This window comes from Bifidobacterium indicum (assembly GCF_036987015.1).
GTDB lineage: Bacteria > Actinomycetota > Actinomycetes > Actinomycetales > Bifidobacteriaceae > Bombiscardovia > Bombiscardovia indica.
Genome location: NZ_BTXM01000001.1, coordinates 1,246,655 through 1,258,623 on the forward strand (window position 1 = coordinate 1,246,655; position 11,969 = coordinate 1,258,623).

At 61.7% G+C, this 11,969-nt stretch carries 9 protein-coding genes and 3 tRNA genes; 3 read left to right on the forward strand and 9 right to left on the reverse strand.

The genetic code is table 11. The features are described 5' to 3' along the window. Positions 1 to 4 precede the first annotated feature (4 nt). The 3 genes from AACP59_RS05495 to AACP59_RS05505 all read left to right on the forward strand — a co-directional run bounded on the left by AACP59_RS05495 (position 5) and on the right by AACP59_RS05505 (position 5,058). A complete protein-coding gene (locus AACP59_RS05495; RefSeq protein WP_339350231.1) occupies positions 5 to 1,828 on the forward strand; it encodes an ABC transporter permease in 1,824 nt (607 codons plus the stop codon). Beyond that, positions 1,825 to 3,606, forward strand: coding sequence for an ATP-binding cassette domain-containing protein (locus tag AACP59_RS05500; protein WP_339350233.1), 1,782 nt, complete (start codon positions 1,825 to 1,827; stop codon positions 3,604 to 3,606). The genes AACP59_RS05495 and AACP59_RS05500 overlap by 4 nt, the downstream gene beginning before the upstream one ends. A gap of 120 nt (positions 3,607 to 3,726) precedes the next feature. Beyond that, positions 3,727 to 5,058: an O-acetylhomoserine aminocarboxypropyltransferase/cysteine synthase family protein gene (locus tag AACP59_RS05505; RefSeq protein ID WP_339350235.1), complete on the forward strand. Its 1,332-nt coding sequence runs from the start codon at positions 3,727 to 3,729 to the stop codon at positions 5,056 to 5,058. Between the two features lie 110 nt (positions 5,059 to 5,168). On the opposite strand, the gene rpmG is transcribed toward AACP59_RS05505, so the two are convergent. The 9 genes from rpmG to groES all read right to left on the reverse strand — a co-directional run bounded on the left by rpmG (position 5,169) and on the right by groES (position 11,920). Next, entirely contained in the window at positions 5,169 to 5,336 is a 168-nt protein-coding gene (rpmG, locus tag AACP59_RS05510; RefSeq protein ID WP_081830819.1) for a 50S ribosomal protein L33, read from the reverse strand. A gap of 46 nt (positions 5,337 to 5,382) precedes the next feature. After that, positions 5,383 to 5,456 (reverse strand) — tRNA-Met (locus AACP59_RS05515). A 4-nt stretch (positions 5,457 to 5,460) separates the two neighbouring features. Then, positions 5,461 to 5,532, reverse strand: a tRNA-Thr gene (locus AACP59_RS05520). Between the two features lies 1 nt (position 5,533). Then, a tRNA-Tyr gene (locus tag AACP59_RS05525) sits at positions 5,534 to 5,615 on the reverse strand. Between the two features lie 118 nt (positions 5,616 to 5,733). Further along, positions 5,734 to 6,729: a class 1b ribonucleoside-diphosphate reductase subunit beta gene (gene nrdF / locus AACP59_RS05530; RefSeq protein ID WP_339350239.1), complete on the reverse strand. Its 996-nt coding sequence runs from the start codon at positions 6,727 to 6,729 to the stop codon at positions 5,734 to 5,736. A 235-nt stretch (positions 6,730 to 6,964) separates the two neighbouring features. Beyond that, positions 6,965 to 9,160: a class 1b ribonucleoside-diphosphate reductase subunit alpha gene (nrdE, locus tag AACP59_RS05535; protein WP_339350241.1), complete on the reverse strand. Its 2,196-nt coding sequence runs from the start codon at positions 9,158 to 9,160 to the stop codon at positions 6,965 to 6,967. A gap of 74 nt (positions 9,161 to 9,234) precedes the next feature. After that, positions 9,235 to 9,735 carry a class Ib ribonucleoside-diphosphate reductase assembly flavoprotein NrdI gene (nrdI, locus tag AACP59_RS05540; protein ID WP_339350416.1) on the reverse strand — a complete coding sequence of 167 codons (501 nt, stop codon included), beginning with the start codon at positions 9,733 to 9,735 and terminating at the stop codon, positions 9,235 to 9,237. A gap of 650 nt (positions 9,736 to 10,385) precedes the next feature. Continuing rightward, positions 10,386 to 11,471: a histidinol-phosphate transaminase gene (gene hisC / locus AACP59_RS05545; protein WP_339350243.1), complete on the reverse strand. Its 1,086-nt coding sequence runs from the start codon at positions 11,469 to 11,471 to the stop codon at positions 10,386 to 10,388. Between the two features lie 155 nt (positions 11,472 to 11,626). Continuing rightward, complete coding sequence (gene groES, locus AACP59_RS05550; RefSeq protein WP_033490691.1) at positions 11,627 to 11,920, reverse strand: co-chaperone GroES; 294 nt, start codon at positions 11,918 to 11,920, stop codon at positions 11,627 to 11,629. Positions 11,921 to 11,969 lie beyond the last annotated feature (49 nt).

Consider the following 11,969-nt stretch of genomic DNA (forward strand, 5'->3'; position numbering starts at 1 on the left):
ATCCATGATTGAAACACTCTTTTCCGGACTCATCCACGGCGGGGTTTACGCCTTGGTGGCCGTAGGCATGTCACTCGTCTTCGGAGTGACCAACGTCGCCAACTTCGCCCAGGGATCCCTGGTGGCGGTCGGCATGATGACGGCATGGTGGGTAGGTTCCAGCCTGGGTTGGGGGCTGATCCCCACATTATTGGCCGTCATCCTGGTCACAGGCCTGGTAGGACTGGTCATGAGCCTCCTGGTCATCACCCCTTTGGAGGGCCGTCAGCCGATTGCGGCACTTCTGGGCACCGTAGGTGTCGGACAGGTTCTCGACAATGGCATGCAGCTGATCTTCGGATCCCAGACCCGCCCCTTCCCCGAGCTTCTGCCGACACACAACCTCCATGCCCTGGGCATCCGCTTCGGAACCTCAGACCTGGTCATGAGCCTGGTCGCCCTGGTCAGTATGGCCGTCCTCTGGGGCTTTCTGACCTACGGGAAGGACGGCCAGGCAATCCGGGCCACATCACAGGATTCCCAAGCTGCAAAACAGATGGGGGTGCCCGTCACATCAATCCGCACCCTCGCCTTCGTCATTGGATCGGTCCTGGCCGGCATCGCCGGGATATTCATCGGACTCTTCAAGACCAACATCAATCCCATGGACGGCGGCGCAATAGGCATGACGGCTTTTGTGGCGGCTGCCATAGGCGGATTGGGGTCCATTCCCGGAGCCATCGTCGGCGGATTGGTTCTGGGGTTGGCGGAGGCCGTCGGGGTGGGCTTCTTCGGCGACGGAGTGCATGACCTGATCACCTTCGGCACCCTTCTTCTGGTTCTGATCCTCAGGCCGTCCGGTTTCATGGGAAGCAAGGCCAACCTGCATAATGAACCGATGGCCGGAACCTTCCTGGAGGCTGCCAGACCCATACGACTGCCTCATTGGGCAAATCCGGGCCTCGCGGCAGCCGCCTTGGCCACCCCTTTCTTCTTCTCCGATCACCTGTCCGGAATCGGGACCCAGGTGACCATATACGCCATTGCAGCAGTAGGCCTGACTCTGATCTCCGGGTCCGCCGGCCAGACCATCCTGGGACTGGCCGGACCTGTGGCCGTAGGCGCCTATGCATCGGCCCTGCTCACCATGCGTCTGCATTGGCCCTTCGCCGTCTCCCTGCTTGGGGCGGCCATCATTGCAGCCCTGGCCGCCTCCTTGCTGACCTTCCCGGTCTGGAAACTATCCGGTCACTATGTGGCCATCGCCACCATCGGGGTCGGGGCGGTCATGGTCGCCATCATCCGTATCTGGGAACCCCTGACCAGGGGATCCCTCGGTCTGCAGGGGATTCCTCTGCCCACCTTCCTGGGCAGGCCGCTCTACACCCAACAGATGCAGTACCTTCTGGACCTGGTCATCCTGCTCCTGGCCCTCCTGGTGGTCTCATCAATCCAATCATCCCACCTGGGGCATGTCTTTGAATCCATCGGCGAAGATGCCCAGGCCGCACAATCCCTCGGCATCAGAACCGGGGCTTACAAGGCACTGGCCTACGCCTTGGCCAGCGGATTGGCCGGCATCGCCGGTGCCCTCCTGGCTCACCAGTACACCTATATCGATCCGACGCTCTTCAATCCGGTCATGTCATCTCTGATTCTGACCATCGTCGTTCTGGGCGGTATGAAGTCACCGACCGGAGCCGTCATCGGCTCTCTGATCCTGGTCGGTGCCCCGGAACTGCTGCGCATATTGCCGGAAGTGAGAATCATGGCATACGGATTGCTCCTGGTCATCTTCATCATATGGAGGCCTCAGGGAATATTCTCAACCAGAAGGAGGGCATCATGACCAGCAGTCAGCATTCTCACGGGCCCTTACCCGGCGAAGAGGCACAGCCCCTGCTCCAGGTGCATCACCTCGCCAAGAGTTTCCAAGGGCTCCAGGCCGTGGCCGATGTGAACATAAGCCTGTCACCCGGCCAGGTGATCGGCATCATCGGTCCGAACGGATCCGGCAAGTCCACCACCATCGATCTGATCTCCGGATTCATCAAGCCGGACTCCGGCGATATCCGTCTGCGGGGGCGTTCCATCGTCGGCCTGTCTGCGGCGGACGTAGCCGAGCTGGGACTGTCCAGGACCTTCCAGAACGGCAGGGTCTTCCCCACCATGAGCGTGGAGGAGAACGTAGCGGTGGGATTCCATAGACGTCTTGAAGCCAACAGACCCTTCCGCTCCCTGGAACGCCTGCCCATACTGCGGTGGGTTCCCCTGATAGCACAGACCTGGCTGACCCTGGTGCCCGGTCCCGCCAGCAGAAAGGAATTGGTCGTCGAGCGGGAAGCCGTCCAGACCGAAATCGACCGCTTCAGCGAACGTCTGGAAGGGCGTCGGTTCCAGGCCACCTACACCCTGTCATATGCAAACCGCCGCCGTACCGAGATAGCCCGTGCCCACGTCAGTTCACCCGACATCCTGGTCCTTGACGAGCCCACCGCAGGGATGAACCAGTCTGAGACCGCCGAGGTTCTCCAACAACTTCTCGACCTCAAATCCCAAGGGCAGACCATGCTCCTGGTCGAACACAAAATCGACCTGATCGAGGCCCTATGTGACCAAGTCCTGGCCATGGACGGTGGCCGGATCATCGCCTCCGGACCTCCTCGACAGGTCAGTTCCGACCCTCGTGTGGTCGCGGCCTATCTGGGCAACCGGAGACCACCCACCGATACCCCTCTGAAGGGCCAATCACATGTCCTGAACAGGCAGAACGCCCTTCCTCCGGTCTCCTCCCCAGCACAAAGGCCGGAAGGCCAGGACCCCGCCAGCCCGGGAAGTCCGGCAGGAAAGGACACTGTTGCCGAAACGGAAAGCCAATCGGAGCCCACGACCGGAAAGGACCACGTCCTGCTTGACCTGGAAGGCATCGATGTCAGTTACGGTCAGGTCAAGGCCCTGGATCAGGTCAGCCTGCGAGTGCCCGAGGGAAGCATCGTCTCCCTCCTGGGCGGCAACGCCTCAGGCAAGTCAACGACCATGAAGACCATCCTTGGCCTGCTGAGCCCGAAGGAGGGTGCAATCCTGTTCGACGGACGTGAGATAACTCGTACCTCGACATTACAGCGGGTCCACTCCGGAATAGCCTCTGTTCCTGAAGCCAGGCGGGTATTCGCAGCCATGAGCGTGGAAGAGAATCTGCGTATGGGCGCCTTCACCCGCAAGGGCCGACAAGAGGTCGACCAGGATCTGGAAACGACATATGAGCGGTTCCCACGTCTGGCCGAACGTCGCAGGCAACAGGCTGGAACCCTGTCCGGCGGCGAACAACAGATGCTGGCCTTCGGCAGGGCCCTGATGAGCCATCCCCGGTTGATCTGCATGGATGAGCCCACCATGGGCCTCTCCCCCAAACTGGTCGACCAGGTCCTGGAACAGATTGCGGCGCTACGGGACCAACTGGGCATATCGATTCTTCTGGTCGAGCAACAGGCCGAGTTGGCCCTGTCCATCGCAGACTACGGGTATGTCCTCCAGAACGGCAGGATACGGCTGGACGGTCCCGCCCGACAGCTCCTGGGTGATGAACGGGTCCGTCAGGCTTACCTGGGCAAGGTCTCAACAGAATGACCCCGGTCCTTGATAACGCCTCATAAAGAACACGTATGGGAGAGGCGTTGCCCGGGGACCCGGAACCGGGTTTGATGGTGGATTGAATAGGGTCCCAAACAAGCAGAGGAGTTGGCCGTCATGAGCCAAGGATTTGCAACCAGAGCCGTCCATGACGGCTACGACTGTCAGGGCCAGGGTGGCGGCGCGGCCAGCGTACCCATCTACCAGTCGGCCGCCTTTGACATGGTCACCGCCGACCGGGGCGATGCCCTGGCCGCAGGCAAGATCGAAGGCTTCTCTTACTCCCGCCTGGCCAATCCGACGGTCAAGGTCCTGGAGGACCGTCTGGCCGGCCTGGAGGGCGGCAAGGGGGCCGTGGCCATGGCCTCGGGGATGGCCGCCGTCTCCTCGGCCCTCCTCTGCGCAGCCGAGGGCGGCGGACGGCTGATTGCGCCGGTCGACCTCTATGGAACCTCGGTGGACGCCATGAAGACCTTCTTCCCCAACTTCGGCATCGAGACGGATTTCGTGAAGGACATCAACGACCTTGACCAGGTGGAATCCCTGATCCAGGACGGGACCCGGGCCATTTTCACCGAGTCCGTGTCCAACCCCTCCACAGCGATCGCCGACATACCCGGCCTGGCCGACCTGGCCCACCGGCATGGGGTGGCCCTGATCATCGACAATACGGTTCCCACACCGTATCTGTTCAACCCGATCGACTTCGGGGCCGACATCGTCGTCCACTCCACCACCAAGGGGGTGACCGGACACGGCAATGCCCTGGGCGGGGTGGTCGTGGACGCCGGACGGTTCGATTGGGGCAATGGCCGCTTCCCGCAGATGAGCCAGCCGGAACTGATCATCAGCGACGAACGGCACGGATCCATGGTCAGCTTCCTGGATGCCTTCGGCGATCTGGCCTTCCTCCACCGGGTCCACACCAAGTACCTACACACTTTCGGGGCGGTCATGAGCCCCTTCACCGCCTACCTGCAGCTGACAGGACTGGAGACCATGGCCCAGCGGGTCGCCGCCCAGGTCAAGACCGCTGAAATCCTGGCCCGTCACCTCCTGACCATCCCCCAGGTGAAAGGAGTCAACTACTCGGGCATACCAGAGGGAAGGCACCAGGGCGATACCGACCTGCAGGACCGTCTGGCGGCGGACCTGCTCCCCAAGGGGGTCGGCACGATCCTCTCCTTCACGGTCCAGGGTGGCTATGACCAGGTGAAGCGAATCGTGGACTCGGTTCACCTTATGGCATACATGCCCAACATCGGCGACTGCCGGACCCTGATAGTGGACCCGGCACGGATCACCCACCGTGAGGTCCCCGGACCCTTCCGTCTCAGCGCCGGGGTGGGTGATGACCTGATTCGGATCTCCGTGGGTTTGGAGAACCCGGACGACCTGATGGCCGATCTGGACCAGGCCTTCGCCACGGCCTATCGGGACCAGGGCTGAAACCGTCATCCCCTTGCCGGGTTCACAACCGCTGAAGCCGGAATCAAGACAAGACCACAAACAAAAGGGACCCGGCCATTGGGCCGGGTCCCTTCATAAGAATTGTCCGATCAGCGGGTCTCGCGATGCAGGGTGTGCTTTCCACAACGGGGGCAGAACTTCTTGAGCTCCAGACGGTCGGGAGTGTTACGACGGTTCTTGGTCGTAATGTAGTTACGCTCCTTGCACTCGGTGCACGCCAGCGTAATGCCAGGACGGATATCTGCGGCTTTTGCCATGGTTCACCTCTATAGTCGTTGCGCGACCGACGTATGTCGGCCTCAGTAGCGAGGAAGAGACTCGAACTCTTGACCTTACGATTATGAGTCGTACGCTCTAGCCAGCTGAGCTACCCCGCCAGAGAGCCTCGGGTGAGAATCGGACTCACGACCTCTTCCTTACCAAGGAAGTGCTCTGCCACTGAGCTACCGAGGCGTGGCGGATAGTGGATTCGAACCACTGAAGCATTACGCGGCTGATTTACAGTCAGCTCCCTTTGACCGCTTGGGAAATCCGCCATGCCGCACTGGAACCAAGGTTCCGTACGGCAACTTGCCTATAATGACACGTTTTGTTCTTTTGCGCAAGTTCCGCCGACCTCGTGTCGCAGGCCGTTTCGGACACGCCCTTCAGGACTCAGAAATCCCAATCGTCGTCGTCGGTCTCCACGGCCTTGCCCATGACGTAGGAGGACCCGGAACCGGAGAAGAAGTCGTGGTTCTCGTCGGCGTTGGGGCTCAGGGAGGCGATGATGGCCGGGTTCACATCGGTGGTGTCAGACGGGAAGAGGGCCGGGTAGCCCAGGTTCATCAGGGCCTTGTTCCCGTTGTAGCGCAGGAACTTCTCCACATCCTCGACCAGACCCACCCCGGAGTAGAGACTCTCGGTGTACTCCACCTCGTTGTCGTAGAGGTCGCCCAGGAGCTCGTAGGTGTAGTCGCTCATGGCCTGGCGCTCGGACTCCGAGACCTTGGCCAGGCCCTTCTGGTACTTGTAGCCGATGTAGTAGCCGTGCACGGCCTCGTCACGGATGATCAGGCGGATCAGGTCTGCCGTGTTGGTCAGCTTGGCATGGCTGGAGAAGTACATGGGCAGGTAGAAGCCCGAGTAGAAGAGGAAGGACTCCAGGAGGGTCGAGGCCACCTTGCGTTTCAGGGGGTTGTCGCCCTCGTAGTAGTCCAGGACGATCTGCGCCTTGCGCTGGAGGAACTCGTTCTCCTCGCTCCACTGGAAGGCCGCGTCGATCTCGGGGGTCGAGGCCAGGGTGGAGAAGATGGAGGAGTAGGACTTGGCGTGCACCGACTCCATGAAGGAGATGTTGGTGTAGACGGCCTCCTCGTGAGGGGTCAAGGCGTCCGGGATCAGGCTGACGGCACCCACCGTGCCCTGGATGGTGTCCAGGAGGGTCAGGCCGGTGAAGACACGCATGGTCAGCGTGTGCTCCTCCTCGGTCATGGCCTGCCAGGAAGGCAGGTCGTTGCTGACCGGAACCTTCTCGGGCAGCCAGAAGTTCCCGGTCAGACGGTCCCAGACCTCCAGGTCCTTGTCGTCCTCCAGACGGTTCCAGTTGATGGCGGAGACCCGGTCGATCAGCTTCAGGGGCTGACGCGGGATGGAAATCGGTGGGACCATGATGATGCTCCTTTTTCGGGCGGGGACGGGTCCGTGCTCGTCCTCTGGTTGCTTCTACACAATGATGCGATGATTCCGATGCCCTGAATCGCGGTCGGTCGGGCATCGGGCCGGGATGACCAGTCTATCGGACAATCCACAAGGAAGACCGGAACTGGGTGACCGGCCCCGACCAGGAAGGGACGAAACCGGTCATTGCGTCGGGCCGGGCAGCCCGGGCGTGGGGGGGGGGGGGTCAGAGCATGCAGCTCACGCAGCCCTCGACCTCGGTGCCCTCCAGGGCCTGCTGACGGATGCGGATGTAGTAGAGGGTCTTGATCCCTTTGCGCCAGGCATAGATCTGAGCCTTGTTCAGGTCCCGGGTGGTGGCCGTGTCGGGGAAGAAGAGGGTCAGCGAGAGGCCCTGGTCCACATGCTGGGTGGCCTCGGCATAGGTGTCGACGATCTTCCGCCAGCCGATCTCGTAGGCGTCCTCGAAGTATTCCAGGTTCTCGTTGGTCATATAGGGGGCCGGATAGTAGACCCTCCCGATCTTCCCCTCCTTGCGGATCTCGATTTTGGAGGCAATCGGGTGGATGGAGCTGGTGGAGTGGTTGATGTAGGAGATGGACCCGGTGGGCGGTACAGCCTGGAGGTTCTGGTTGTAGATGCCGTCCTTGAGGATGGCCGTCTGAATCTCCTTCCAGTCCTCGACCGTGGGAATCCGCACCCCATACCGGGCGAAGAGCTCTTTGACCCGCTGGGTCCTGGGCTCCAGGGACCGGCGTCCGTCGGTGTACTTGTCGAAGTAGTTCCCCTGACCGACGGGCTTGGCATAGTCCGACTTGGCGAAGGATGCGAAGGCCTTGCCCCGCTCGACGGCCAGATCGTGGGAGGCTCTGTAGGCGTGGTAGGCCACCGTCATGAAGTACATGTCGGTGAAGTCCAGGCCCTCCTCGGACCCGTAGTGGATACCCTCGCGCGCCAGGAAGCCGTGGAGGTTCATCTGCCCCAGACCGATGGCGTGACCCTCGTCGTTGCCCCGCTTGATGGAGGGGACCGCCTCGATCCTGGTGTGGTCGGCGACTGAGGTCAGGGCCCGCACCGTGGTCTCGACCGTGTCGGCAAGACCGCCGTCCATGGCCTTGGCGATGTTCAGGGAGCCCAGGTTGCAGGAGATGTCACGGCCGATGTGATCGTAGTCCAGGTTCTCCTTGTAGGTGCTCGGCTCCTGGACCTGGAGTATTTCGGAGCAGAGGTTGGACATGGTGATCCGGCCGTCGATCGGGTTGGCCTTGTTGACCGTGTCCTCGAAGAGGATGTAAGGATAACCGGACTCGAACTGGATTTCGGCCAGGGTCATGAAGAAGTCCCGGGCATCGATGTACTTCTTGTGGATCCGCTTGTCCTTGACCATCTCCTCGTAGTGTTCGGTGATGGAGATGTCCGCAAAGGGCTTGCCGTAGACCCGTTCCACGTCATAAGGGGAGAAGAGGGCCATGGGGGCCCTCTGCTTGGCCAGGTCGAAGGTGATGTCGGGAATGACCACGCCCAGGGCCAGGGACTTGATGCGGATCTTCTCGTCGGCGTTCTCCCGCTTGGTGTCCAGGAAGCGCATGATGTCGGGATGATGGGCGGAAAGATAGACCGCACCGGCACCCTGGCGGGCACCCAGCTGGTTGGCATAGGAGAAGGAGTCCTCCAGGAGCTTCATGACCGGCACCACACCGCTGGACTGGTTTTCGATGTGCTTGATGGGGGCGCCCATCTCGCGCAGGTTGCTCAGGAGGAGGGCTACGCCGCCGCCGCGCTTGGAGAGCTGGAGGGCTGCGTTGACGCCACGGGAGATGGACTCCATGTTGTCTTCGATACGGACCAGGAAACAGGAGACCGGCTCACCCCTCTGGGCCTTTCCCAGGTTGAGGAAGGTGGGGGTGGCGGGCTGGAAGCGGCCGGAGATGATCTCGTCCGTGTACTTGATGGCCGCACCTTCATCACCATCGGCCAGCTCCAGGGCCACGGCCACTGAGCGCTGGGGGAAGTCCTCCAGGTACTGCTTGCCGTCGAAGCTCTTCAGGGCATAGGAGGTGTAGAACTTGAAGGCACCCAGGAAGGTGTCGAACTCGAATCCGCTCTTGGCGGCATGGTCGAAGATCGTATCCAGGAATTCGGGGGTGTAACGCTCGAAGACCTTCCGACTGTAGTATTCGTGGTCCAGGAGATAGGCGATCCGCTCCGCCGTGGAGGGGAAGGTCATGGTATTGGCCGCCACATGGCGGATGACATACTGGCGCTCGGCCTCCTTGTCCTTGTCGAACTGGATCCTGCCATCCTTGTCGTAGAGGTTGAGCATGGCGTTCAGCGCATGATAGTCATGCGCCGGGTCGCGGTCCTGGCCCTCGCGGGTCCCCGTCTTGTCCAAACTGAGCGAAGTGTCGTCGTAGGCGCCCATGGTTTCCTTTCCTGGATTGTCCTGTCTTGATGTCCTCGTGATTGCCTGGTCCCTCGGCTCCGGGCCGGTGGACCTTATTCGGGATGGTTGCGGAAGAAGTCGAGCACCCCGCTGCGGACCTTGGCCTCATCCTCCTTGGTGCCCATGAGCTCGAAGTAGTAGAGGAAGGGCACCTGGCACTTGCGGGAGATGATGTCGCCTGCCATGCAGAAGGCATCACCGAAGTTGGTGTTGCCGGAGGCGATGACCCCCCGGATGCCCGCCCGGTTCCCCGGATCGTTCAGGAACCGCTTGATCTGCGGCATGACGGCCTTCTTGGCCGAACCCCCGCCGTAGGTCGGCACCATCAGGATGTAGGGCTGATGGACCTTGAGGGCCGGTTCCTTGGGCCGCAGGGGGATCCGGAAGACGTCGATCCCCTCATCCTCCAAACGGCAGTTGGCGATGAACCTGGCCGTGTTCTGGGAGGCCGAGGAGAAGTAGACCACCGATCCTATGCGTTCCCCCAGTGCAGCCAGTTCGGGAGGGCTGGTCTCCCCCCGGTCCTGCGTCCCCTCTGAGCCTGGTTCCGCCATATCCGACATACACTTGACCTCCTGATGGTACCGGGAACCCCGGGTCCGATCCTGTTTGTCTCCGACACATGGGCCGAAGAGCCTCAACTACTATATATGGGACACGGACAAAAAACGAGCACCACATATTGTGTATATTGTTCATCATCTCACATAGATCACCACAGAGGGCAGGATCCCAGAAATCCCAGTCGCCATCATCCGTGGACTCGGGGTGTCCCATGGCATAGGAGGAACCGGACCAGAAGAAGGAATCATGGTTTTCGGTGGCCGACGTGGAGAGGACGGCCATGATCTCCGAGCCGACCGCGGTCCGGTCCGCCCCAAAACGAGCCGGGTGGCCCCGGTTCATCAGCGCCTTGTTGGCATCGTAATGGACGAAGGCGAAACCATCGTGCCGAAGGGGAGACCTGGTAGACCTGGTCGGAATAGACCATCTCCAGGTCATAGAGCCTGTCGAGGAGGTCATTTGGCGAGGGGGACCTTCTCGGGCAGCCGGAAGTTGGAGATCAGGCGGTTCCAGACCTCAAGGTCCTTCTCGTCGGTGATTCGGCTCCAGTTGACCGGGCGAATCCTGCCTTCAAGGTCGGTCCGGTAGCGGGGCGGGGTGATGCGGGGCGGTCGCCCTTGACCGCCCCGGCTTCACCGGATCACCGGGCCAGGCCCTGATCCCTGAGGGAGGCGCAGACCCGGATGACCCGGTCATTGGCCTCGGCCTCGCCGATGGTGATGCGGATGCCCTCACCCGAGAAGGCTCTGACCGAAAGGCCCTGGGCTTGGAATTGCTCATAGGCAGGGTCGGTGGCCTGCCCCAATGGCAGCCAGACATAGTTGGCCCGGGAGCAGGGAATCCTCCATCCCTGTCCTTCCAGGGCGGTGACCACCTTGGCACGTTCCCGCACGATGCCATCCACCCGCTCCTGCAGCTGGTCGGTCACATCGAGGCTGACCATGGCGGCCGTCTGGGCCACATCGCTGACCCCGAATGGCAACGCCACCTTGCCCAGGCCCTGAACCACCTCGGCGGGGGCGACGGCATAGCCGATCCGTAGACCGGCCAGCCCATAGGCCTTGGAGAAGGTCCTGGCCACGACTGCGTTGGGGTGCTCCTGCCTGAGTTGCAACCCCATGGCCTGGTCGGGGTCATCGTTGAACTGGAAGTATGCCTCATCGAAGAGGACCAGGACATCCTCGGGCACAGCCTCAAGCAGACGCAGGGCCTCATCCGTGGAGACCGAGGTACCCGTCGGGTTGTTGGGGTTGTTGACGATGACCAGACGGGTCCGGTCGGTCAGGGCAGCGATCATGGCATCAATGTCGTGCCGGCCTTCGGCGTTTAGGGGAACGGGGACACAGGTCGCCCCGGCACCGGTCACGATGATGGGATAGGCCTCGAAGCTCCGCCAGGGGTAGATCACCTCGTCGCCCTCGCCGGCCACCAGATTGACCAGCTGGGTGATGACCTCGGTCGACCCGCAACCGAGTTGGATGTTCTCCGGCTCCACCTGGTGCAGACGGGCCAGGCGCTCCACCAGGGCCGTGCCTCGCATATCCGGATACCGGTTCAGGTGGACCAAGGCACGGTCGGCCACGGCCCGCCTGACCGACTCCAGGGGTGGATAGGGGTTCTCGTTGCTGGAAATCTTATAGGGGTTCAGACCCGGCGTCACCGGGGCTGGCCTGCCCTGCTTGTAGCCGGGCAGGGAATCAAGGGAGGAGCGATGCATGTATGCCATGGCCACCATGGTAGCGGGCCGGACCTGCCGGGAAACACTCCGGGACCACCTATCGATACCCCTCTGGTCCGCATACCATACCTGCAGGGCATCGCGGATACAAGAAGGCCGGGGCCCCTTGGGGACCCCGGCCAGCAAAAATCGTTCGGACCGACTTACTTGAGGATGGCCAGCACGTCGCGTGCGGACACGATCAGGTAATCCTCGCCACCATAGGTGACCTCGGTGCCGCCGTACTTGGAGTACAGGACCTTGTCACCAACCTTGACATCCATGGGGATGCGTTCACCCTTGTCGTCACGGCGTCCGGGTCCGGCGGCCAGGACCTCGCCCTGCTGGGGCTTCTCCTTGGCGGTATCCGGAATGACCAGACCCGAAGCGGTCTTGGTCTCCGCCTCAGCCTGCTTGATGACGATCTTATCTTCCAACGGTGTGAGTGCAATCGACACTGTGGACCTCCTACATCTGTGAGAACAGCCAATAAACCCACGCCGGAAC